The organism is Liquorilactobacillus oeni DSM 19972 (genome assembly GCF_001436275.1).
Classification (GTDB): Bacteria; Bacillota; Bacilli; order Lactobacillales; family Lactobacillaceae; genus Liquorilactobacillus; species Liquorilactobacillus oeni.
The window spans coordinates 390,849-415,685 of the sequence record NZ_AZEH01000039.1 but is presented as its reverse complement, the minus strand read 5'-3'; the positions used below and the strand labels follow the sequence as shown (position 1 = coordinate 415,685).

Annotated in this window: 21 protein-coding genes; 18 read left to right on the top strand and 3 right to left on the bottom strand. The window is 37.1% G+C overall.

Annotated elements, in window-relative coordinates; genetic code table 11:
* Positions 1-110 precede the first annotated feature (110 nt).
* The 11 genes from FD46_RS07160 to FD46_RS07110 all read left to right on the top strand — a co-directional run bounded on the left by FD46_RS07160 (position 111) and on the right by FD46_RS07110 (position 12,784).
* On the top strand, positions 111-914 hold the full coding sequence (locus FD46_RS07160) for a MurR/RpiR family transcriptional regulator (RefSeq protein ID WP_057896471.1): 804 nt from the start codon (positions 111-113) through the stop codon (positions 912-914).
* Positions 915-1,275: 361 nt separating this feature from the next.
* Positions 1,276-2,562 (top strand): ABC transporter substrate-binding protein, encoded by a 1,287-nt coding sequence (locus tag FD46_RS07155; RefSeq protein ID WP_235805599.1) that lies wholly within the window; start codon positions 1,276-1,278, stop codon positions 2,560-2,562.
* Positions 2,549-3,439 (top strand): carbohydrate ABC transporter permease, encoded by an 891-nt coding sequence (locus FD46_RS07150; protein WP_057896470.1) that lies wholly within the window; start codon positions 2,549-2,551, stop codon positions 3,437-3,439. Before FD46_RS07155 ends, FD46_RS07150 begins: the two co-directional genes overlap by 14 nt.
* Positions 3,432-4,250 (top strand): carbohydrate ABC transporter permease, encoded by an 819-nt coding sequence (locus FD46_RS07145; RefSeq protein ID WP_057896469.1) that lies wholly within the window; start codon positions 3,432-3,434, stop codon positions 4,248-4,250. The genes FD46_RS07150 and FD46_RS07145 overlap by 8 nt, the downstream gene beginning before the upstream one ends.
* A gap of 11 nt (positions 4,251-4,261) precedes the next feature.
* Positions 4,262-5,353: an ABC transporter ATP-binding protein gene (locus FD46_RS07140; protein WP_057896468.1), complete on the top strand. Its 1,092-nt coding sequence runs from the start codon at positions 4,262-4,264 to the stop codon at positions 5,351-5,353.
* Between the two features lie 22 nt (positions 5,354-5,375).
* A complete protein-coding gene (locus tag FD46_RS07135; RefSeq protein WP_057896467.1) occupies positions 5,376-6,218 on the top strand; it encodes a metallophosphoesterase in 843 nt (280 codons plus the stop codon).
* Between the two features lie 519 nt (positions 6,219-6,737).
* A complete protein-coding gene (locus tag FD46_RS07130) occupies positions 6,738-7,298 on the top strand; it encodes a hypothetical protein (protein WP_057896466.1) in 561 nt (186 codons plus the stop codon).
* Between the two features lie 266 nt (positions 7,299-7,564).
* Positions 7,565-8,422, top strand: a complete 858-nt coding sequence (locus FD46_RS07125) for a MurR/RpiR family transcriptional regulator (RefSeq protein ID WP_057896465.1) — start codon at positions 7,565-7,567, stop codon at positions 8,420-8,422.
* A 390-nt stretch (positions 8,423-8,812) separates the two neighbouring features.
* Positions 8,813-9,901, top strand: a complete 1,089-nt coding sequence (locus FD46_RS07120) for a DUF871 domain-containing protein (RefSeq protein ID WP_057896464.1) — start codon at positions 8,813-8,815, stop codon at positions 9,899-9,901.
* Position 9,902: 1 nt separating this feature from the next.
* Entirely contained in the window at positions 9,903-10,802 is a 900-nt protein-coding gene (murQ, locus tag FD46_RS07115; protein WP_057896463.1) for an N-acetylmuramic acid 6-phosphate etherase, read from the top strand.
* A 20-nt stretch (positions 10,803-10,822) separates the two neighbouring features.
* Positions 10,823-12,784 carry a glucose PTS transporter subunit IIA gene (locus FD46_RS07110; protein WP_057896462.1) on the top strand — a complete coding sequence of 654 codons (1,962 nt, stop codon included), beginning with the start codon at positions 10,823-10,825 and terminating at the stop codon, positions 12,782-12,784.
* A 206-nt stretch (positions 12,785-12,990) separates the two neighbouring features.
* Here FD46_RS07110 and FD46_RS07105 read toward each other — a convergent pair whose 3' ends face one another.
* Positions 12,991-14,547 (bottom strand): MFS transporter, encoded by a 1,557-nt coding sequence (locus FD46_RS07105; RefSeq protein WP_057896461.1) that lies wholly within the window; start codon positions 14,545-14,547, stop codon positions 12,991-12,993.
* A 513-nt stretch (positions 14,548-15,060) separates the two neighbouring features.
* Here FD46_RS07105 and FD46_RS07100 point away from each other — a divergent pair.
* Positions 15,061-16,245 carry a GGDEF domain-containing protein gene (locus tag FD46_RS07100; RefSeq protein ID WP_057896460.1) on the top strand — a complete coding sequence of 395 codons (1,185 nt, stop codon included), beginning with the start codon at positions 15,061-15,063 and terminating at the stop codon, positions 16,243-16,245.
* Between the two features lie 259 nt (positions 16,246-16,504).
* On the opposite strand, the gene FD46_RS07095 is transcribed toward FD46_RS07100, so the two are convergent.
* Together FD46_RS07095 and FD46_RS07090 are read right to left on the bottom strand one after the other, a co-directional pair.
* The gene (locus tag FD46_RS07095; RefSeq protein ID WP_057896459.1) at positions 16,505-16,735 is read right to left on the bottom strand and encodes a DUF2922 domain-containing protein; all 231 of its coding nucleotides are present in this window, start codon (positions 16,733-16,735) and stop codon (positions 16,505-16,507) included.
* 29 nt (positions 16,736-16,764) lie between these two features.
* Complete coding sequence (locus tag FD46_RS07090) at positions 16,765-16,962, bottom strand: DUF1659 domain-containing protein (protein WP_057896458.1); 198 nt, start codon at positions 16,960-16,962, stop codon at positions 16,765-16,767.
* Positions 16,963-17,216: 254 nt separating this feature from the next.
* Between FD46_RS07090 and FD46_RS07085 the strand changes: the two genes are divergently transcribed.
* The 6 genes from FD46_RS07085 (at position 17,217) to FD46_RS07060 (ending at position 24,788) form a co-directional block, all read left to right on the top strand.
* The gene (locus FD46_RS07085; protein WP_235805598.1) at positions 17,217-17,762 is read left to right on the top strand and encodes a phosphatidylglycerophosphatase A family protein; all 546 of its coding nucleotides are present in this window, start codon (positions 17,217-17,219) and stop codon (positions 17,760-17,762) included.
* Between the two features lie 404 nt (positions 17,763-18,166).
* Entirely contained in the window at positions 18,167-19,579 is a 1,413-nt protein-coding gene (locus FD46_RS07080) for an amino acid permease (protein WP_057896456.1), read from the top strand.
* A 359-nt stretch (positions 19,580-19,938) separates the two neighbouring features.
* Positions 19,939-21,312: a cytosine permease gene (locus FD46_RS07075; protein ID WP_057896455.1), complete on the top strand. Its 1,374-nt coding sequence runs from the start codon at positions 19,939-19,941 to the stop codon at positions 21,310-21,312.
* The gene (gene codA, locus FD46_RS07070) at positions 21,302-22,561 is read left to right on the top strand and encodes a cytosine deaminase (RefSeq protein ID WP_057896454.1); all 1,260 of its coding nucleotides are present in this window, start codon (positions 21,302-21,304) and stop codon (positions 22,559-22,561) included. Before FD46_RS07075 ends, codA begins: the two co-directional genes overlap by 11 nt.
* An 18-nt stretch (positions 22,562-22,579) precedes the next feature.
* On the top strand, positions 22,580-23,680 hold the full coding sequence (locus FD46_RS07065) for an acyltransferase family protein (RefSeq protein ID WP_057896453.1): 1,101 nt from the start codon (positions 22,580-22,582) through the stop codon (positions 23,678-23,680).
* A gap of 82 nt (positions 23,681-23,762) precedes the next feature.
* Positions 23,763-24,788 carry a zinc-binding alcohol dehydrogenase family protein gene (locus FD46_RS07060; RefSeq protein ID WP_187329025.1) on the top strand — a complete coding sequence of 342 codons (1,026 nt, stop codon included), beginning with the start codon at positions 23,763-23,765 and terminating at the stop codon, positions 24,786-24,788.
* Positions 24,789-24,837 lie beyond the last annotated feature (49 nt).

Sequence of the window (24,837 nt, the reverse complement as noted above, 5' to 3'; positions counted from 1 at the left end):
GCAAATTCTTTAAAAGAGCAGAGATATTTTTAATTAAAACTTCTTTTGAATATCTTTTGACATACTATGTAGTTGTTTTTGGCGCAATGATAAAATGAGGAGCGATTTAATTGGAGGATATTTTATTTGTCATTAAAGATAAGAAGACCAAGTTTACTAAAAAAGAAGGTATATTAGCGGCCTATGTAACGGTTCATTACCGAAATGTTCCTGAAATGTCGGTCCAAAAACTTGCAAAGGAAGCAGGAGTCAGCGCCGCGACTGTTGTACGGTTTTGCCATACGATTGGTTTAAAAGGTTATTTTCAATTAAAGCTCCTGCTTATGCAGTTGAAAGAAAATATAGACAGTTATGGTGAGATTAAAAAGGGTGAAAGTGTTCAGCAGGTTATTAAAAAACTTGAGCAGCAGAGTTCAAATGCGCTTAACCTTACTATAAAAGCACTTGACCCGCACGTGGTTGAATCTTTGATCGACCAGCTTCATGAATCATCAGCTGTTTACTTGTACAGCGCACACAATTCTGAGCTGATTACGAGTTATATCCAGCAAAAGCTTGAGCTACTTAAAATTCCAGTAATTAAAACTGCAAGTTATAAAAATGCTATGGGTTACCTTGAACAAGCGCCGCAAAAGTCAGTTTTTGTTTATATTTGTGAATTGATCAAAACACAAGAGGTCAAGCAATTGTTTACGATTGCACGCAAGAAAGAAATTCACTCTGTAATGCTTACAACTAATCAAAATACGGCAAAACTTCAACTGGCAGAAACTGTTTTATTGACTAAAAATATCAAAAAATCCAGTTTCTATCCGCAATTTACCACTGTCATTGAAATGCAGTTCTTTATGGCTCAGGTCATATTTTACGGCTACCTAGCAAAATATGGTGATGAAGTTAAGAAAAAAAAATAAAAATGTAGTAAGTTTGTTTACAAGGAAAAAGGAAGACGTGATGAAAAGGAGATATTTTTGAGTAATGTTTATTAGTAATTCATGGTTATTGGCAAGTGATTGATTATTTGAGCATATTAATATCTAAGACATAAGGTGCTAAGGAAAGTTCTGGATTAAAACCCAGTTTTTCTTTAGTACCTTATTTTTTATAAATGTGTTCTTAGCTAATTAAAAAGTAAAATTTAAATAAAAAATTCATAATATATTTAATAACAACGCGTTTATGTTATGCTTACTTAACTCTTACTTAATCCTTACTTTAACAACATAGAACGAATACAATTCAGGATTACAATAAGGCACGAGAGGAGAGATTTAAGTGAAAAACAGTAGTAGTTGGATAAAGAGAGTAGTTGGAGCAATCACACTGTTAATGGTGGCAGTGCTTTTCGCAGGATGTTCAAGTGCCAAGGGGGCAGCCAAAAAAGTAGTACATATTTCTTATTGGCATGTTAATGCGCAAACACAGGGGGGAGCCTCTGTAGATGAACTTGTGAAGAACTTCAATAAAACACATAAGTACATTAAAGTTACGGCTAAGTATAACCCCAACATGTACCAAGGATTGATGCAAAATTTACAGTCAGCGCAGGCTTCAGGCAAAGTTCCTGACATAGCTCAAGTTGGTTGGGCATATACGAATTATTTTGCAAGTAATTTCAAATATTTAACACCTACAGATGCACAAAATAAATTTGATAGCAGTAAAACTTTTATCAGCAAGAATTTCAGCAAAAGGACTTTATCTTTTGCCAAGGATAGTAAAGGTAACTTGGTAGGTTTACCCTATTCGTTAAGTACACCTATCTTGTACTATAACAAAACTATGCTTGATAAATATGGAATCAGTGCCAGCAGCCTTTCTACTTGGGAAGGTGTAAGCACAGCTGCTAAAAAGATTAAAGAAGCAAGCGGCGAATATGGCCTTTACATTCAAGAACCTGGAGATACGTGGGCACAACAGGCAATGTTATTAAGTAACGGCGCACAGATTAAAAAGAATGGCAAAGCTACTTTCGCAAGTGCTGCTGGTGTCAAAGCATACCAGTTCTATCAGGATATGGTTGTCAAAGATAAAACTGCGCTGCATACTCCTTGGGCACAAGGAATCGATGACTTCGTGAACGGGAAGGTTGCAATTGCTTATACAACAGTTGCGCAAGCTTCACATATTAAAAAGAGTGCCAATTTCAATGTTGAAGCAATCACTTCACCTCATTTCAAGGGAAGCACAGCTACAGTGCCAGTTGGTGGTTCAATGCTCGCAATAACAGCACAAAAAACTGAAAAACAAAAGGCTGCATGGACTTTTGAAAAGTATATGTACAAAAACAGTTCTTTAGTGACATGGACTAAAGGAACAGGTTATTTACCGCCAACACAAGGTGCACTTTCCTCACAAGCATTTAAGAGTTATTTAAATGAAAATCCAATGTTGAAACCGGCTACTAGCCAAATTAAAACAGCGGTTCCATGGACTTCATTTCCTAAGAATGGTTTGCAGGCAGAACAAACAATGATTGATGCTCGTGACAAGATTTTATCTGGAAGTAGTGTGCAGGATACATTGAAATCTGCACAGGAGAAGATCAATGAGCAGCAATAGTAAAAAAAATAGGTTTTTAACAATTGCTTATCTTTCGCCAACAGCGATCATACTGTTGGTTTTTATGATAATTCCAATAATTTATACCCTTTATTTGAGCTTTTTTGACTGGAACTTGATTGCGCCAACGAAAGATTTTGTAGGCTTAAAAAATTATACTAGTATTTTTACTGATCCAGTTAATCGTAAAGTATTATTAAATACGGTCTTTTATATTTTGTTATTACTAGTTTTAAATTTCTTAATTCCATATTTTATATCAATAATAGTTAAATTTTTCATCAGTAAGATGCAAACTTCATATAAAATTATCTTTTTTATCCCAAGTTTGTTTTCACTTGTAGTTGGAGCAATGCTTTTTTCATGGATCATGAATCCTGTTTCAGGCCCTGTAGCTTTCTTTGTGAGATATCTAGGAGTTGCCTTGCCGAATTGGACTAATTCCGGTGCAATGGCAATTGTGATGCTATGTTTGATAACTAATTGGAAAGTCTTTGGATATAATTTTGTACTGCTTTTGACGGGTTTAGGAAGTGTTCCTCAAAATATTATTGATGCTACAAAGATGGATAACATCCCTAAATGGCGGATGGTTTGGGATATTGTACTTCCACTTAATAAAAGTATTGCTTTTTACGTGCTGATTTTAACGATTGTTCAAGGATTGCAGTACGTCTTTACTCCAATCAGTGTTATCACACAGGGGGGACCATATTATGGCTCATCTAATATTTTGTATCACACATACTTAAATGCTTTTGTGCTTTACAAAACGGGGAATGCTTCAGCACTGGCTGTGATAACTTTCTTAATTTTTCTAGTATTGCTTTATTTAGAAATAAGATTTGTGGAAGGGCGGACGGACAGATATGAATAAAATCAAAGAGAATGGATGGCATATTTTATTGTTGCTCATCTGTCTTGTCTTACTATTACCAGTTATTTTTATGATTTCAAATTCTTTTAAAACTTTGCGGGAATCATATCATTCAATGTTGCAGATAATTCCACTCCATCCCACACTTAGTAATTACAGTACCTTGGGAAGGCAAGTAAACCTTTTACGCTTGATTTGGAATACATTCTTTATGGCAACGATTGTCACTCTTGGCAAGCTCGTCACAGGTTTATTGGCTGCGTATGCTTTTAAATATTTTTCTTTTACAGGGAAAAGATGGCTTTACTTCATTTTTGTTTCAACAATCTTCGTGCCATTTACAGTAATAATGATTCCTAATTATCTGGTTATCTCAAAGATTAATTTGTTAAATACAGCACTTGGAGTTGCATTACCCCAATTATGTGATGCAACGGGTATTATGCTCTTTTTAAAAGCAATGGATAAGATTCCTAAATCTTTAATTGAATCTGTGCATATTGATGGAATTCCTTCATACAAGATCTTAAAAGACATTGTGGTTCCGATTTTACGGCCAAGTATTATTAGTATTGGTGCGATATTCTTTATTAATTCTTGGAATGAGTATGTTTGGCCAACATTGATCTTGAAAGATAAGAGTAGTTTCACTCTGCCATTAGCACTCGAAAATTATATTTCAAGTGAAGGTGGAACTAATTTCCCTCTGGCAATGGCATTATCGACTATTATGATTATTGTTCCGCTGCTTATTTATTTGATATTCCAAAGATATATTTTAAATAGTATTAGTAGCTCAGGATTAAAGTAAGGTGGTTAAGGATGAGTAACAAGGTAGCTTTAGAATTAAAAGGGGTCACAAAAAAGTTTAAAAAAACTGATGTTATCAGCAACATGGACTTAAAAATAGAAAATGGTGAATTTTTGGTTTTACTAGGTCCGTCAGGTTGTGGTAAGTCAACGACTCTACGTATGATTGCGGGACTCGAAAAACCGAGTGATGGTCAAATCTTAATAGATGGTAAAGATTCACAAACAATTTCAAGTGTTGAGCGTAATATTGCGATGGTTTTTCAGGACTATGCACTATATCCCAATATGACTGTGTATCAAAATCTAGAGTATGCCTTAAAGGTCCACAAAGTTAAAAAAGAGGAACGTCAACGTAGGCTAGAAAAAATTCTTGAAACGCTTAATTTGAAGGCGTACCGTGACCGCTTGCCTGGACAGCTTTCAGGGGGACAAAAACAACGCGTGGCCTTAGGAAGAGGGATGGCTAAGAAAAGTAAAGTCTTTCTCTTAGATGAACCGCTCTCAAACATTGATGTGCAGTTGCGCGAAAAAGCAAGAGATGAGATTCAAAGTTTGCATGAAGAGAATCATCAGACAATTGTCTATGTGACACATGATCAATTGGAAGCAATGGCTCTAGGAGACCGAATTGCGATTATTAATGAAGGCAAGATTCAAATGATTGATACACCTGACAATATTTATAATCATCCGGCGAATCTTTTCGTAGCTCAATTTGTGGGTACTCCACAAATAAATGTTTTGGAAGTTACGTATCAAAGTGAACAAATTTTGTTTAATGAGCATCCAGTATTATCTATTTCAAAACGCCTGAAAGATATAGGCATTGTACCAGAGGAAAAACTCTTTTTAGGTATTAGACCTGAGCATGTAATTGTTACACATGAACAAACAAATCAATTTGCTCTACCTGCGCAAGTTGAACAAGTAGTTGATTACGGTCGCTATCAACAACTTACATTGAATTTAGGTGAAGAGCAGGCCATTAAGGCTATCATTACTAACAATGATTTTAGAGCAGGGGACTTAGGATATTTTTCTTTTATAAAAGAAAGAACTTTATTCTTTGACCATGTAAATAAAAATAATATTGAGAAATAGTTTTTTGAAAGGAAGCATAATAGTGGCAAATAAAAGGATTGTTCAGATTTCTGATACACATCTAACACCAGCCGGAGAGGTTCCTTCTTTTAATCAGCAATTAGATCCGTTTGATAAACTCAGCCAGGTTTTTGCTGATGTAAAAAAAATGGAAGTTAAGCCTGATTATGTTGTTATAACGGGAGACCTTATTCATGAGGGTACTACAAGTGATTACGCTGAATTAAAGAAAAATCTGCATAAAGAAGAACAAAATCTAGGTATTCCAATTTTTGTATTACTAGGTAATCATGACAGAACAGAACCCTTTTATGAGGGATTTTTAGGTCAGCAAGCAAAAAGTAAATTTTATCAAAAAGTGACTTTGAAAGGGATAGACAACTATTTCTTGGACACTACATTTGGAAATATTGAACAAGGTTATCTTGACCAAAAGCAACTAGATTGGCTTAGCGAGCATTTGAGTAAGGATAATAAAAATCCAGCATTAATTTTTATGCACCACCCAATTGCAGGAGCCTCTTTAAAGCATATGAGGTTTAGTGTTTTACAAAATGGTTCAGAATTACTACAAGTTTGTGGTCAAGGAAATGTGAAGGGGATTTTTTCAGGACATATCCATTTTCCGACAACGTATCTCACTGAAGGAATTTTAAACAGTGTTGCTGAGTCAACTGCATATCATATTGATTGCCGTAATAATCAGCAACATTACGTAAATGATGCTGTTGGCTACAATATTATTACTCTTTCTGAAGAGAATAATATTGGTGTTGAAAACCGTTATTTATATTGGGGACAAAAAATTGTAAAAGAAATTCCTATTGGAGAGACTGGTTTTGTTGATCCATCAATTTTTAACTAAGATTAGAACACCGTTAATTTATGCTTTTAAATAGATAAGTCAGTAAAGCAACTAGGCCAAAACATGAGTTTGGGTCTAGTTTTTATTTATTGTTTTTAGACCCAGTAGTACGTGCGAAAATGGCGTATTTAATGCGCAGCAATAACGAAAATAAGGTAACACATGGAGTCATTATACTATTTGAACATAATTTGAGGGACTTTAAGACATTATTTTCAATAGTTTCAATTAGTCTGATAACGTAATGGTACCATAAAATTTTAACTATAAATCATAAATGAAATTTTTTTGTATTTTTCATAATTATAGCTTATTAAATTATTCAAAAATCAATTTATGTCAATAATTTTCTTTATGATATGTTTATAGCCCTTTTTAATAGTGAGTTCTGCACAAAAAAAATAAAATAAGCATTATTTTATAAAAAACGTTGACAATAGTAAGCTGTTCCTGTAAAGTTCATATCATGATATATTTTAATAAACATATTTTTTTATATGTAAATAAAGGGAGATAATAATGAAATTAAAAAAGGTTTTTATGGGATCAGTAATTGTGGTAGTATTAGGGTTCGGAGCTTTTGGGGTCAAAGCTGCTGCCGATAGTTTTTGGAGTGGGCATGCCGATATCGCAGCAATTAACAATGATATTGACACTTTGGATGCTAGAATTAAAGCTAAGCAGGCACAACTTAACAGTCTTAATTCCCAATTGAGCGATGCTAAACAGGCTCTAGCACAGGCACAGAACTCGCAGAATGATCTTAAAAACCAGTTAACTGCATTGCAGCAGCAAAAAGACACAGAAGAGGCTGGCTTGCAACAGCAGATTCAAGAAAAAATTAGAGAAATTAATCAGGCAATCGCAGATGGAAATAATAAGGTAGATGCAAAACAACAAGAAGTTGATGCAGCAAACCAAAAAATTAGCAATCTAAACAGTCAGGTTGCTGATCTTACAAATAAATTAAATGATGCTAATAGTAAAGTTGCGCAAAAAGACAGTGATTTAGGGCAAGCATTAAAAGATGTACAAGATACACGCGCTAAAGCTGATAAAGCAGTAAGCGATAATCAATAATTATCGAAAAGCACAATCAATAATGTCCAATTCTCCCTTTGATATCCTTTTTAAAGGAAGAGTGTGCCAATAGCCGTTGGACTTTAAATAAAAAAGTCTGACTATTGAAGCACATTAATGCGCAACTTTCAGATTAAAATAAGAGGGGATAGGTCAAAAAGCTAATTTTTGACTCATCTCTTTTTTTGATAATTTAGCTGATAATCTTGTTATTCTAGCTGCTTTCCGCCATAATAAAAAGAAAAAAGTCAGAAGGGGGGCTTTTTTTGGAAAACATATTAGTTGTTATTCAAAGTATGGTTTCAAAATTTAGTAAAAAGGAAGTTTTGCTAGCAGCTTTTATCCAGTCGCATCCTCAAAGTATAGTTGAGATGTCTGTTCAAAAATTGGCTAGTGAAGCACAGGTCAGCGCTGCAACAATTGTTCGTTTTTGCCATAAAATTGGCTTGACGGGTTATGCCAGTTTAAAGTTAGCTCTTTCAGCTGCTCAAAAAAGTATTGTCACAGGGGATTATCATGAGATTGAACCAGGTGAGGCTGCCTCTCAAATTATCGACAAGCTTTCAACTCACATTACAAGTGCTTTAGAGTTGACTAAGAAGGGGCTTGATGTAACTGTTATCGAAAAAGTAGTTGAGTTATTGCACAAAACTGCTTCAGTACAGCTCTTTGGCTTGGTTGCATCTTCATTGACTGTCCAAGATATGTATCAAAAGTTTAACAGGATCGGCATTCCGACCATTCAAAGCAGCGACCTTCATATGGCTGTAACAAGTTTATCGGCAGCTTCACCCCAGACCCTGCTGCTGTGCGTTTCAAATAGCGGAGAATCAGTGGAAGTCATTCAGCTTTTACGATTGGCGCGCAAAAAGAAAGTCATCAGTATTTTACTAACCTCCCGTGCAGCTTCTGGTGCTGCCGAATTAGCCAATCATGTTCTTTTAACCAAAAGCGTTGGTGAATCTGCTATTCGGCCGGGGGCAACCACTTCAGTCATGATGCAGCTTTTTGTAGCAGATTTGCTTTTGTTCCGTTACGTTGCAAAATTCTACTCTGAAGTTGAAGGGAATCTAAACCAATCTCAGCAGAATATTGAAAAAGTTGAGCAAAAAAAACTGTTGTAGAGTGTTAAACAGTGTAAATTAATCAAATATTAACTGCTGGACTACATTAATCATGCAGGTGAAAGAGAATGTAATAATAGTCGTTAAGTAGAGAGGGCTGACTATTGAAACACATTAATTTGCATTTTTTAGGTTAAAACAGAAGGAACCGGACCAAAAGTTGACTTTTGGCCCGGTTCCTTCTGTTATTTAGGACAAGGTGTTGGTTCTTTAGAAAGGCTTATTTTTAGCAAAAATATACCGTTTACTTTTTGGTATAAGAAATATTATTTCTTAATAAAGTTATTTATCTATGTTTTAAAGAAACTTTATTGCACATGTTTAAAAACAATGCTATTCTACATGAAAGAACAGTAAAGAAAAGGTTTTCATAAATAAAGGGGTGAGTTTTTGGAATATGGTTTTTCTGTTTATTTGGATCATGCGCTAACTTCAAATAGCGGGATTTATATCAAGCAAATGTCAAAAATGGGCTTTAGCGGAATTTTTACTTCAATTCATTTGCCGGAAGATAAAGTTGTTAATTATCGTGAACGTCTCTTTCAACTGGCTGCACTGGCTCGTGAAAATCACCTAAAGTTAATGGTTGATATTGCGTGCGATTCTCTAGAAAAAATTGGTTTATCTTTGTCTGATCCGCAAAGATTATCTGACCTAGGAATTACCGGCCTGCGTCTTGATGAACATCTCTCTCCTGCAATTATAAATCGCTTGAGCAGCAAGCTGAAAATTGGTTTGAACGCCAGTACCTTGACGCAAGCTGAAATTGAAGAATTACATTCAGCGGGTACAGATTTTTCAAAGCTTGAAGCTTGGCACAATTATTATCCGCGACCCGAGACCGGTTTGGAGAAGAGCTGGTTTACCCGCAAAAATCATTGGTTGCAAAGGGCTGGTTTAAAGGTACAAGCATTTGTTCCAGGAGATGAAAAGATGCGCGCACCGCTTTTTAAAGGATTACCTACATTGGAAGAACATCGCAGTATTCATCCCTTAGCAGCTGCCTTGGATCTTTTTAAACTGGGAGTTTCCTGTGTGTATGTTGGTGACCCTCAAATTAAGGAATCAACTCAGAAACAATTTGCTGCATTTATTCAAGAAAGCTGTTTAACATTTCAAGTTAAACAAGTAATCCCAAACAGCCGCTGGTTTGATTACGTTTTAGGAATTCATCAAAATCGCTTTGATCCTGCACGTGACGTTATCCGCTGTGCTGATTCGCGAATGCATGCTGTGCCTTTAATAGCAAAAGAAATACAGCAACAGCAGCATAAAAGAAAAATTGGTTCAGTTACACTTGATAATAAGGAATATTTGCGCTATATGGGAGAAATTGAGCTCTGTCTCACAGATCTGCCTGCTGATGAAAAGGTAAATACTGCCGGCCAGATCAATGCGCGGGATTGTGATCTTTTGCAGCATCTTGAGCCTGGAGCAAAGTTTAAACTTGTGAAGATGCAAAAAGAAAGGAACAGTTAGCATGGCAAAAATTGATTTAGACAGTTTGGTGACAGAAAGACGAAACAGCCAAACAATGAATTTGGATGAACTATCGCTTGAAGAAGCGTGCCGCATTATGAATGCTGAAGATCAAAAGGTTGCGCAATGTGTTGAAAAACAACTTCCGCAAATTGAGCGGGCAATTGCTGCGGTGGTTGCTGCTTTAAAAAAGGGAGGCCGTTTAATATACATGGGTGCGGGAACAAGCGGCCGTCTGGGAGTCTTGGATGCTGCTGAGTGTGTTCCGACTTTTGGTGTTTCTCCTGAACTGGTTGTCGGCCTGATTGCAGGTGGTCAAAAAGCGATGACGGTTGCGGTTGAAGGTGCTGAAGATTCAGTTGCTTTGGGTAGAAAAGATTTAGAGAAATTGCAGTTAACAGCTGCTGATGTTGTTGTTGGTATAGCTGCAAGCGGCAGAACTCCCTATGTAATCGGCGGCCTAGACTATGCCCGCAAAACTGAAGCAACTGCCGTTTCACTGGCATGCAACTTGCAAGCCTTAATTTCACAACATGCTCAAATTGCGATTGAGATCGATTGCGGACCGGAGTTTTTGACGGGCTCTACCCGCTTGAAGGCCGGAACAGCACAAAAAATGACTCTTAATATGATTTCAACACTTTCAATGGTAGGAATCGGCAAAGTGTATAACAATTTGATGGTTGATGTCAAAGCAACGAATGCTAAGCTGATTGAAAGGGCTAAAAGAATTATTATGGAAGCCACTGCCGTTGATTATGAAACGGCAGCACATTATTTTGAGGAATCAGGGCATGAAGTTAAAGTTGCACTTGTAATGCTTTTGACCGGCAGTTCAAAAAAACAGGCACAGCAGAAACTAAGACAAAAAAAGGGTTTTGTAAAAGAAACACTCAAGTAAATGGATTGGGGGAACCTGCAATGGCTAGTAACAAGTTCGATGCAGCAAAGATTGCTGAGGAAATTTATAAAAATGCTGGTGGGCTGGAAAACGTGCTTACTTTTAATAACTGCATGACACGTGTACGTTTGAATATCAAGGATGACAGTCTGGTAGATACTGCAGCATTAAAGAAAATCCCTGGTGTGCTGGGAGTAGTTCACGATGAAGAACTGCAGGTAGTAATTGGACCGGGCAAAGTTAATAAAGTAGCAGCTGAAATGGCAAAGATGTCCGGGACAAAACTTGGAGAACAGCTGCCGGATAATGCAGGTTTTAGCGGCAAAAAAGCTGTGGCAGAAAAAGCAGCGCGCATCAAAGAACAGACTAAGGCAAAACAGAAGCCCTCGAAGTTCAAAACAATCTTGAAGGATATTTCAAATATTTTCGTCCCAATGATTCCAGCATTCGTCGGTTCAGGACTAATTGCCGGTATTGCTGCAATTTTATCTAATTTGCTGACTTCAAAAACAATTAGCGGTACAGAATGGACACAAATTGTACTTGTTTTGAATGTTATTAAAAACGGGATGTTCACTTATCTGGTAATTTATACCGGAATCAATGCTGCGCGTGTATGGGGAGCAACTCCTACACTTGGTGGTGTTACAGGAGCTGTAACTCTTTTGACCGGAATGACTCCGGATGCACCTATTAAAAACCTCTTTACTGGTCAAGCACTTGTTGCTGGACAAGGCGGAATTATCGGTGTAATTTTTGCAGTTTGGATGTTATCAGTGCTTGAAAAAAAATTACATAAAATTATTCCGGATTCAATTGACATCATTATTACTCCGATGATCGCGTTGCTTGTTCTTGGCTTGGCGGAAATTTTCTTGATTATGCCACTAGCTGGATTTGTTTCAGACGGATTGGTCGGCAGTCTAAAGTGGGTATTAAATGTAGGCGGGGCTTTCTCCGGCTTTGTTCTTGGTGCTGCTTTTTTACCGATGGTTATGCTGGGACTGCATCAAATTTTAACGCCAATCCATGTGCAAATGATTCAACAATTAGGTTATACCCCATTATTACCGATTTTAGCAATGGCGGGCGGCGGTCAGGTCGGCGCTGCTTTTGCACTGTGGGTTCGGCTGCGCCGTGATAAAGAAATGACGGAAATGATTAAAGGAGCACTGCCGGTTGGAATTTTGGGGATCGGTGAACCATTGATTTATGGAGTAACTTTACCGCTTGGCCGACCCTTTATTACTGCATGTCTCGGTGGCGGAATTGGGGGTGCCGTGATTGGGTGGATTGGCCATGTTGGTGCCATCGCAATTGGTCCATCTGGTTTGCCGCTGATTCCATTAATTGCTAATGGTTATTGGTGGGCATATGTCCTTGGTTTGCTTGCAGCTTATCTTGGCGGTTTTATAATCACTTACTTCTGGGGAATTCCAAAAGATAGGCTGGCGCAGCAAAAACAATTGGCTGATGAATTTAAAGATGCCGCGATTGAACCGCAAGTTAAGGAAAACGTAAAAGAGACCTTGACAGCTTTAACGGATGGAAAAATTCAAGGAGTTGAGTATGCATCAGATAAAGCTTTTGCTAGCAAGAAATTAGGGGACGGTTATGTAATTGTTCCGGCATCAAACAAAATTTACGCTCCTGTTTCCGGGACAGTTTCTTCAATCTTTCCTACAAAGCATGCACTGGGTATTACTTCAGACGATGGGTTTGAGATTTTAATTCACCTCGGTATAGATACAGTTTCTCTTAAAGGGACGCCGTTTGACATCCGTGTAAGAGAAGGTCAGCATGTTTCAGCAGGCATCTTAGTGGCTGTTGTAGATTGGAGTGCAGTCGAGCAGATGAATAAGTCGACAGAGACAATGGTCGTTGTTACTAATATGGATGCCGTAAAACGCTTGATCTTAAAAGTTAGTTCTAATCAAAGTGTTAATGCAAAAGACGAAGTTGCAGAAGTAATTACTAGGTAAAAAGATATGCGGGTTAAGATGAATCCGCAAATAGATATTGGTCTTAAATGAACTGTAAGAGTAGGTACGAATAATTTATTACAAGAAAAACTACGTAAATTCCATTTAATTAATAATTAAATATTAAAAAAAGCTGGACCAAAACTTATATTTTGGCTCAGCTTTTTTGGGCTCTTTTGCAGTTTTATATCAACGTGTTTCAATAATCAGTCTTTTCTTGGATTCTTACGATTCCTCATTAAAGATGCTGCTGCGACAGCACCAAGTACTACTATAATACATGAACTGATTGCAACTGCCATCATGCCATTATTATAAGCATCAATAACAACTCGTTGAAGATCTTTAGCAAAGGGCGCTTTTTCCATGCGTGTGGAAAAAGCAATTGAATGTCCTGAAAAGGCACCGGCATTTATCAATGCTTTTTTGATTCCTTTCAAAGCTGAATCCGGCATTTGAACTTGATGCAGAGACTTGTTCAGGTAATTTTCGTACCTTATATTCTGAATGAGCCCTAAGCCGACAATCCCAACTGTTGTTCCTAATTGTCTAAAGACATTAAGCAAACCGGAGACCATTCCCATTTCACGTGGTAAAGCATTTTCCATTCCAGCTGTATTAAGCAGCGGATTTACCATACCGTTAGCAATTCCCATCAATACCATTCCAGGCCACAGATCTGTAAAACTGACAGTTGGACTGATACTTTTAGCCATGAGGAAGAAGCCGAGGCCGCCAACCAAAAGACTGATAGCAATCATCCATTTTTTTGAATAACGCGCACTTAAAATTCCGGTAAGCGGGCCTAAAATAAGTGCCCAAGCGCTGATTGTCAGTTGCCGTATTCCGGTTTGAACAGCTGAATAACCGATGTAGTTCTGCATTAAAACTGTTAAAAATGTGTTATAGGCATAAATACCGGATCCTAAGGTAAAAGCGACAGCGATGGTACCAAGAAAATGCGGTTTTTTAAACATATTAACGTCCATCATTGGGTCTTTAACATGTTTTTCGACAATAACAAAGACAATTAAAATAATGATGCCTGCTCCTAAAAATCCGCTGATATTCGGATTCAGCCATGATAAGGCGGGATGGCTTTCTTTAACAATCAAAGCATAGATAATTGCAAACAAACCAATTGCAGAAAGAAACATCCCAACAAGATCAAGGCGCTGATTCTTACCATAACTAGGCGTTTCTTGAACATATTTAATAGTAAGTACAACAGCTAAGATTCCAAATGGAACATTAACATAGAAAATAGCAGGCCACCCAAAGTGTTCAACCAAATAGCCGCCGATTAATGGTCCGGAGGCGGAAGAAACTCCGATAATTGAACCAAGAATACCTAAAGCTAAGCCGCGTTTTTTTCCTTCAAAGTTAGAAGCAACAAGAGCCATTGATAAAGACATTGTACCAGCTCCGCCGATTGCTTGGATTCCGCGGCTGATGTCAAGAATTAATAAAGTTGGAGCCATCCCATTAATTGCTGAAGCAACCGTAAAAAGGAGCAGTGAACCTAAAAAGATTTTTTTGCGTCCGTACATATCACCTAATTTAGACATAATCATCAAAGTCACTGCATAAACCAGAGTGTATGAGTTCAGCACCCACTGTAAATTTGTAAAAGTAGTATTAAAGCCGCGAGCCATTGTGGGCAATGCAACATTCACTACGGTAATATCTAACAATCCCATGAAGACACCCAATCCCATAGCAATAAGGGCGACCCATTGTTTAGTGTTCTTTTGTTCAGTCATTGTAAATATACTCCTATAAGTTTATTCTTTGCTCTAAACGAATTATAGCGACTGAGGCTTGCTTAAATAAATTTTTAGCACCATTATTTTTCTGCAACATAAGCAAAATAAACAGCTAAATTAGCAGCTATGCGCTTAATCAGTAAGGAATATTAATTATAGCATAACTTTTTTAAAAATTATGCAGGGAATCTCTTCTGAAAAAAAATAAAATAAATTAATAATTTTTTTGATTATAACTAAATATAAAACTATTAAATAAAATGTAGATATAAGAATTAATAAATGATATACTTTTAGCAACATTAGAGGCTGTCACTGACAAAGTTACTTAATTTTCCGCCTAATAATGCTACTAAGAGACATTACATTTGGGAGAAAAGTTTTTTTGTGCCTGCTATTAATAAATATTCATTTTTTAATATATATTTTATAGCAGTTTTTTGTATATGATTACTAGATTGTTTATCAGCATCATTAGAATTTTTGTTTAACTATACCAAGGAGAATAAAATGAACCGGATCTTTTCTTTAAGTACTCTGATTCCGCTTTTAGTCGCGGGTTTTATTTATGAGATGTATGTTTATAGTGAAAGCGAGTTTTTGCTGAAAGCCGGTAAAAAAGTTAAAGTTGTGATTATCTTTATCATCTATATCGTACAAGAATTTTTACTGATTTTTATTTCGGATCGAATGACAGGAACCATTTGTTTTCAATATAGTTTAGGAGTTTCTGCATTTATGCTCTCAAGAAAGTATGCAGGAGCAATGGTATTAACAACGCCAATGTTAGTCAATCTTTACTTGCTTTTTATTGGCCAAGCCAATATCTGGTCGCTTTACATTGCAGTCATCAGTGTTGTCTTTATTATTGCAGGCATGAGGATTATTGTCAGGCGAACTACTATTCAAGATCTATTTCAGTATTTTTTTATTCTTTTTTTTGCCAACATTACTTCAATTGAGCCCTTAGACAAAATTGATCAAGGAAGTCTGGTACATTTTTATTATGGCGATGTTACCTGGGCAGTTGTTTTTGGAAGCTGTTTGATATTTGCTTTAACGTTTCTTTTTTTCCATGAATTTGACATTAAAAGACAAAAAATCAAACAGCTTGTATATGAAGAGTCCCATGATAAGCTCACAGGTTTGAGAAACTATCGTCAATTTCGCCGTGAACTTGATAGAATTGAAGAAAAGAGTGATCTTGCTTATATAATTTTGATGTTGGATATTGACGATTTTAAAATTATTAATGATACGTACGGACATACGGAAGGTAATGCAGTTTTAAAATATTTTGCAGATGAGCTTAAGGCGTGGCGCAGATATGTTCAAAAAGAAACGAATAAACGAGTTAAACTGTTTCGTTTTGGCGGTGAAGAGTTTTTAGTTTTAATTGAAAATATGGAAATTGATGACGTGTTTTGTCGCATCGAACTTTTTAAAAAAGAATTTAGTACGCATGATTTTGTAACTGAAGATGGCCAACACTTTGAAATTACATTTTCAGGCGGAATAACTGATGCAAGAGAAACAACGAGTATCAGGCTCGCTGTTAAATTTGCTGATGAAGCGTTGTATGCTGCTAAGAGCAGCGGGAAAAAGCGAGTAGTTAAGCGAAGTCAGCATAGCTTAGTAGTTAGCTCAAAAGCACTTCGAAATGATTTTATGCCTAAAGAAAGTTATGGCAAGTAAAGTCATATCAAAATTAAAGAGTGTGTGTCAATAGTCGGTAGACTTTGAGTATTAATTGCAAATTACGAACATATTCTGAATTTGGCTATGGGTAATTTTGCGATCAGGCAAAAAAGTCTGGTAATCAAAATACATTGATAATTTAATGTTAAAACAGCGAGGCTGGATCAAAAGTTAACTTTTGATCCAGCCTCGCTGTGCTATCTTACAGTTTCCATGTTATTATTTTTAATAAATAATTCTTTTTGTTTTTTATACTTTATTCAGCTTCTTCAATAATCGGTGTTTCTACAGATTCAACATACTTTGCCGAGACTGGGGTATCGTAAAGAGGGGCACCTTCTTTATTTACAAAGATTGAAAGGGCTGCAATGTCATCCATTGCTTTTTGTACTGCAGCTTTATCCAATGCTGTGTTGGCATACTGCAGGCGAAAGTGACTTTTTGTTTTGCTGCCTGCTACGTTAAATACGAGATCCAATTGTTTCATTTATTTTCCTCCTTTTATTGATATACTGGCTAGCCGACATTATTGACACTGGTAAGATTGATCTGGCTGGTAGGCAAACCGGTCAGAGTGGCGAGGATATCTCCAAAAGCCGCAATGTTCTCATCGGATACATCTGCTTTAACATTGTTGAAAGTTCTCTTACGTTCGTTTCCGTCTTCTTCAATAGTTACTGCTCCAATGCTTGATTTGATCCATGTTTTAGCCATCTGTTATCGCTCCTTTTTATTTTTTGTAAGTGCTGCAGCTGCTTACACATATATAGACGTAGGGAAAGCAGAAAGTGTTAACAAAAAAATATACCGGTAAGCATTAAATTTTATACTATCTAAAATAATATCCGTTTATTTTAATGTGCAATCGTGTTAACCTTGAAATACTATCTCTTTAGGTTGATATTTTTTAAATAATTTCTACATTTCGTATTAAAAGTCAAAAAAAGTTATAATTAGCAGTAGATGAGGTGAAAGAATTGGTAGCAACTAGAAACATGGAATATCCGGATCAAGAGTTATATAATTTTGTCTTGAAAGAAATGAAAAAACGTAATATTAATAAAAAAACAGTTGGTGAAGCAGTATACGAACTGCAACACCAATACTTTCCTAATTTAAAACCAGAAGACTTTGGTAAGGAGCTTCCTAAAGTCTTGAAAAAACGTGAGGTCTTAAATTTGCTTGCCACTGGTTTTGTTTTGGATAATCTGGCTACTGAAAAAAAACTGCCGGAGCCGTACCAGCAGATTGTTGAGAATGACCTAGGCCAGTTTGGAGTGGATGAAACGCTTGCTATCGCAGTCTCACAGTTATATGGTTCACTAGGCAATACTAATTTTGGTTATGGTGATAAAGTGAAAGTCGGTTGGGCAAAAAATTTGGATACAGATACGAAACATAATCGGGTCAACACTTTTGCAGATGACTTATTCTTAGCGTTGGTTTCCGGAGTAGTTGGAAGATTTGGGCATGGACGTCCATTGAAAATGTCTGGTGAAGAAGAAATTCAATAAGAAGCTAAAAGAAAAGAGGATGGGTCAGAAGTTATATTTTGACCCAGCCTCTTGTTTTAATCTGCAGTATGCGAATTAATGTGTTTCAATAGTCAGACTTTTTTATTTAAAGTCTAGCGGCTATTGGCACACTCTTTTTCATTTTAGGTGAATAAATTAATTTTAAAGATGAAACCTTGAATTTACATTTCATGACATTTAGTAAGTTCTTATTTTTGAAAATTGCTTGACGCTTTCAAAAAATAAACATCGTGTAATTGTTATTTTTTGTTTAGAAAAAGAAGTTTTACCTGGTTTTAACGAAAAGTTATGTGATAAAAGGTAACTTTAAAATTTCTTATTATTTGACTTGGTTAAAAAATGATTATAGAATTATGAGCACATCGATGGAGGGTGATGTTACAATGAGCGACATTTTTAGAAAGAAAAGCGTGGAAGAATTAACTGCGCATGCAACACCGTTGCGCCGAACTTTACATACAGTGGATTTAACATTTTTGGGAATCGGCGCAATTATCGGTACTGGGATTTTTGTTTTAACAGGCAAGGGAGCGTTAACTGCCGGTCCAGCATTATCCTTATCATTTTTAATTGCAGCTATCTGTTGCGGGTTTGCAGGTCTGTGTTATGCAGAGTTTGCATCAATTGCACCAGTAGCTGGCTCAGCTTATACTTATTCATATCTTGCATTTGGAGAAATAATTGCGTTTATTATTGGCTGGGATTTAATTTTGGAATATGCATTAGGCGCGGCAACCGTATCGGTCGGGTGGTCCGGTTACTTTGTTAACTTGTTGACAAATATGGGTATTCATATACCGACTGTGCTAACGGCAGCTGCGGGAACTACAGCTGGGGTTCACACTATCTTTAACTTACCCGCATTCTTAATTGTTTTAGTAATTACTTGGATCATTTCTGTAGGTATTAATCAAACAAAGCGTGTGAATGATACGATGGTAGTTATTAAGCTGGCAGTTATTGTTCTTTTCATTGTTTGTACAGTATGGTTTATTAAGCCACATAACTGGGTTCCTTTTTCTCCATTTGGTCTTTATTCATTTAATCATGGAACTGCAGCTGGTATTATTCCTGCCGCTTCGATTGTCTTCTTTTCTTTCATTGGATTTGATTCTGTTGCTTCCAGTGCTGAAGAAACGGTCAATCCCAGCAAAACGTTACCACGCGGGATTCTGCTTTCACTGCTGATTTCAACAGTTTTGTATATTATTATGACTTTGATTATGACCGGTGTTGTTAAGTATACAGTCTTTGCAAAGTTTCTGAATGCACCTATTCTTGCTGTTTTACATGAAACAGGACAGACATGGTTGTCAGTCATTGTCAGCATCGGTGCAATTTTAGGAATGACTACCGTAATCCTTGTACAATTGTATGGTCAATCACGGATCACTTATTCAATGTCACGTGATGGTCTCTTTCCCAAATTCTTTGGAGAAGTACATGAACGGTACCTTACACCGTTTAAGGGAACTTGGTTTTTTGGAGTTGTGACAGCTATTGCCGGTGGTTTTATTAACCTGAATATTTTAGCTGAACTGGTTAACATTGGTACATTGACAGCCTTTATTCTGGTGTCTGCAGGGATACTTTGGATGAGAAAATCACATCCAGAGCTGCATCGTGGTTTTAAAGCACCTGGTGTTCCAGTTACTCCTATTATTTCAATCGTCTTCTGTATTGTATTAATTGCTGGTTTGAACTGGGAGACTTGGGTTCGTTTCTTGGTTTGGTTCCTTATTGGAATGGTCGTCTATTTCCTTTATGGGAAAAAGCATTCATTGATGAACGACTAAAATAATTGATGTTATAAAACGAGGTTATGCCAGATTATGGTGCGGCCTCGTTTTTTGTTTTGAAGTAAGCGAAAGAAAATAAAAACATCAGTTTATATTTGCTTTTTAAAATAAAATACTAAAATCGACATAGAAAAACACTTTCGGTTTCAATCCAGTTCTGCATTAGTAGTACCTTCATTTTCAGCAGTAAAATATTACTGCCTAATAGTATAGTTATTTTTCGGACAGGTTTTATTATTTAAAATACTTTTTATGTGTGTTCCTAATAAAAAAGCAAGAAATTAATAGATCATATATTAGCAGGGTAAAAAATATAATATAATATAAATTATAAAAATTTGAGGAGGGCTAATGCAATGAAACGTGACAAAGAGACAACCCTTAGTATTCCAATGAAACAACGAAGAACATCGTCTTGGGATATGTTTGCAACTTGGGTTGGAGCGAATGCTAACAACGGTACTTGGTATATTGGAGGAGTACTCGCAGCGTGCGGTTTTGTGCTAGCTTTAAAGGTATTGCTTTTTTCATCGACTTTATCATATGTTTTTCTATCATTAGTCGGTTTTATCGGTTACAAAACAGGTGTCTCAACAATGGGAATCAGCCGTGCATCTTTTGGGATACGAGGCAGCTACTTGCCTTCCTTGATTAATTTCACCCAGTTTATCGGTTGGACTGCTGTCAACACTTTTATTGCTGCGACTTCTGTCAGTTATCTGCTGCATGATCTTTTAGGTTGGCCGCTTTATGGTCATGCAGGTGGAGTTAAAGGAATGGTTGTTGGAATTATTGTAATGAGTATCCTACATATTATCAGTATCTCCAGCGGTTCGCGTTCCATACAATTAATTGAACGAATAGGAATCATACTTGTTTTTATTTTTGTTCTATGGGAATCGATTGTGGTTTTCCGTACGGTTTCACTTCATCAAATAACGGCGTGGCAGGTACCTGCTCACTTAAAAATGAACAGCGGCGTGGCAGTCGATACAGTAGCAGCTTTTAACTTGGCTTGGGTAACTGCAGGAGCCGATTTTACACGTTTTACTGCAAAAAAATCTTCTGCAACGATTATGCCGTTTTTAGGTGCTTTGTTTGGAGTTTTGTGGTTTGCGTTCATTGGTCTGATTGCTACAATCAGCATTGCAATTGCTTCGGGCGTATACGATCCAAATAATTCTGATCCGAGCACTATTGCAAGTAAGCTTGGTTTGGGCCTGCTTGCTTTGATTGTAATTATTTTAACCAGTATGACAGCTAACGCTGTTAACTTATTGGCTGCCGGTTCGGCACTCTCAAATGTTTTTCCAAAACTAAGCCTTAAGACTTCATTATGGATTGTGGCGATTTTATCGACACTTGTAACTTTTATTCCGATGATTTTAGGCAGCTTTTTGACGGCTTTTATTGCCTTCCTTGATTATATTGGCATGGTATTAGGACCGATCATCAGCATAATTATTGTTGATTTTTATCTGCGCAATAAGAAAAGCTATCGAGTTTCTGATCTCACAGTTAAGAATGGCCGCTACTGGTATTCTCATGGAATTAATTGGGTTGCAATTTTCTCGTGGATTTTGGGAGCAGCGTTGTTCTTCCTGCTGCGGCAGCTTGAGGTTCTTAATACTACAATCGGCGTAACTTTTATTGATATGCTAATCAGTGGAATTATTTATTATTTTTTAATGGGAATTGGCGAAAGAAAGAAGAGACAAAATGTTAATTAGAAATGTGCATATTAACAACCATAAAGAAGTTCAAAGCGTAAGGATTAAAGATGGAAAGTTTGCAGAAATTTCTGCTAGATTAAAACCGCAAGAAGGAGAAAAGGTACTTGAAGGACATGAAAATTTATTGCTGCCGCCTTTTATAGACTCGCACATTCACTTGGATGCAACGCTAACAGCAGGACAGCCTGAATGGAATCAATCCGGAACATTGTTTGACGGCATTCGGATCTGGTCAGAACGTAAAAAAGATCTGACTATTCAGGACGTAAAGGAGCGTGCCAAAAAAACAATTTTACAACAGCTTAAGTTTGGAATACAGTATGTTCGGAGCCATGTGGATACTACAGATCCGCATTTAATTGCTTTGCAGGCTTTATTAGAACTTCGTGAAGAATTAAAAGATGCAGTGGACCTTCAGCTGGTTGCTTTTCCACAAGAAGGAATCCTTTCTTTCCCGCAGGGCAAAGAGCTGTTAGAACAAGCACTTAAAGAAGGTGCAGATGTTGTCGGGGGGATCCCGCATTATGAATTCAACCGTTTTTATGGGGCTGACTCTTTAAAATATTTGATTGAACTAGCGGAAAAATACGCAGTTCTAGTTGATGTTCACTGTGATGAGATTGATGATCCTGGTACTCGTAACCTAGAAGTACTTGCAACTTTGGCTTATGAAAGCGGCTTAAAAGAAAGAGTAACTGCCAGTCATACTACAGCTATGGGTTCATATAATGACGCGTATACTTATAAACTTTTTCGTTTGCTGCAACTTTCACAAATGAATTTCGTTGCAAATCCGTTAGTTAATATCCATCTTGGCGGCCGTTTCGATACCTATCCTAAACGGCGTGGATTGACACGGATCAAAGAATTGACACAAGCACACATCAACGTTTCTTTTGGTGAGGATGATGTCCAAGATCCATGGAATCCTTTGGGAAATGGTAACATGCTTGATCCCTTACAGATGGGTGTTTATGCGGGACAGTTAATGGGTTATGAACAACTGCAGCATTCTTTTAACTATATAACTTATAATGCAGCGCGCACTTTACACCTTGGCGAACGTTATGGTATTAAAGTGGGGCTGCCAGCAAACTGTATCTTATTAAATGGCACAGACTTCTACCGTGTTCTTAATAAACATTCAGAGGTTCTTTTCAGTATCCGTCGCGGTCGTATACTAGCACAAACCCAACCAGCCCATACTGAACTTTTTATTGAACAGGAAAGAGAAGACAAAAATTAGTTAAGGGAGATTTTCAAGGTGAAAAGGATTGGTTGGATTGACATTGCACGTGCTTTAGCAATGTTGATGATTGTAACTGGGCACACATTATTCAGCTTTACATATTCGCCAGTAGCACGTGTGATCTTTGCGGTGCATGTGCCGATTTTCTTTGTGCTTTCGGGTTATTTGTTCAAAGAAAAAAGATGGAAGATAATTTTCAGCAAGGTAAATCATAATTTATTATTACCATACAGTGCGACATGTTTTTTAATTATTCTCTTTTCGTGGTTTGCGATTCATAACCCAAATAATTGGATTTTCAGAACCGGTATGGAGACACACCAAGTGGTATTAGCAGCTTTCTACGGTTTAGGAACACCAATGCAACTGCCAAACAAAGCCTTTACGATTCCTGCAATTGGAGCTATCTGGTTTTTAGTATCAATGTATTTTGGCGATCTTTTGTTTAATCTTTCTTTTAAGATAGTGCATAAGTATAAACATAAATTGATGTTATTGTGGTTGATTTCAATCATTGAATGCTGCATAGGTTTTTATTTAGGTGGTGTTTTGCATCTTCCCTTGCCATGGTCATTACCAGCAGCTTGTGTCAGCCAAATTTTTTACATCGCCGGTTTTACAATCAAAAAATATGATTTTATGGAAAAAAACGGTTTATGGGTAGTAGGCGGGCTTCTTTTATGGTTATTTTCAGTTCATTCAGGATTCTTTTACTTGAACACAGCTTACGCTGACAGTCCTTTTGCAGCAATGCTCGGCGGAGTTGGGGGCAGTTTTGTTTTGATGCGTTTTTCAAAATTTATTGAAAAGATTACAACACATTTCGGTATGGCTGGAATAGGGATGTTTGAGGCTTATGGCCGCCTCTCTCTCATAGTTTTGTGTGCGCATTTATTTGAAATGATGCTCGTGAGATTCGGTCCTGCAATTCACCAAGTTTTAGTGCCTGTTTGGGGTGAACTTGGTGCAACAATTGCAACAATCGGTTATCGAGTATTCTTTACGACCTTTGCAATACTTTTGATACCGCGAATCCCATTTTTACGCTCTTTTTACTTGAACAAGCGTTTTCCGTTTAAGGAAGCGGCTGAGAAGTTGAGTAATAATCCCAATTAACCCCCTCCGAGAGCTCAAAGTTGAAATAAAGTAGAAAACGGTGCGACAATAGAAAAAAGTAAATGAAGGAGTGTTGAGGAGAATGGATGAAACAATGAAAGCAATCGGTTTTTTGCAGAATCTTCCGATAGCGGACGAAAAAAGTCTTTTTGAGTTTGAAACAAAGAAACCTAAGGCAACGGGCCATGATTTATTAGTAAAGATTGAAGCAATTGCTGTTAACCCGATTGATGTCAGTATCCGAAAAAGTGCAACAAAAAAGCTGAAAAATCCGCGAATTATCGGTTGGGATGCTCTCGGGGTTGTAGAAGGCTGCGGCGAAGAAGCTACTCTTTTTAAAAGAGGAGAGCGGGTCTTTTATGCTGGAGCCGTTAACCGTCCCGGGTGCAACGCAGATTACCAACTAGTAGATGAGCGTCTGGTTGGGCATGCGCCTCAGAAGCTTTCAATCGTGCAAAGTGCAGCAATGCCATTGACATCTTTAACGGCTTGGGAGTCTCTTTTTGAAAAGTTGGGTATCAATCCTGATGCACAGATAAATAAGGGAAAAACGATCCTGATCATTAACGGGGCAGGAGGCGTGGGTTCCATTGCCACACAGCTTGCTCATTGGGCAGGCTTGCAGGTCATTGCAACAGCGTCTCGACCGGAAACAGTTAAGTGGACATTGGAACATGGGGCAGATGAAGTTCTCAACCACCATAAGAACCTGACAGAAGAATTAAGAAAGGCTGGTCATCAATCTGTAGATTATATTTTAGGCCTTAATGATATTGATGGTCACTGGAAAGAAATGGCAGAAATGATCAAGCCTCAGGGTAAAATTGTTTCGATCACAGGGAACAAACAACCGTTAGATTTGGGGCTCTTAAAGCCTAAGAGTGCAACTTTTTCTTGGGAATGGATGTATACTAAATCTTTTTACCAGCTTTCAAATATGATTACACAACATGAAACTTTAGAGAAAATTTCTGCACTTTTGGATGAAGGGGTTTTGAAGTCGACGGTAACTAAAGTCTTCGAACCGTTGAATGCCGCTAATTTACGTCAAGCACATAAAATGATTGAAACTAATAGGACAATCGGGAAGATTGTTATTCGCAAATAGTGTTTAAGATTTTAACTGTATAGCACATTTTGTTAATAAAAGCTGGGGG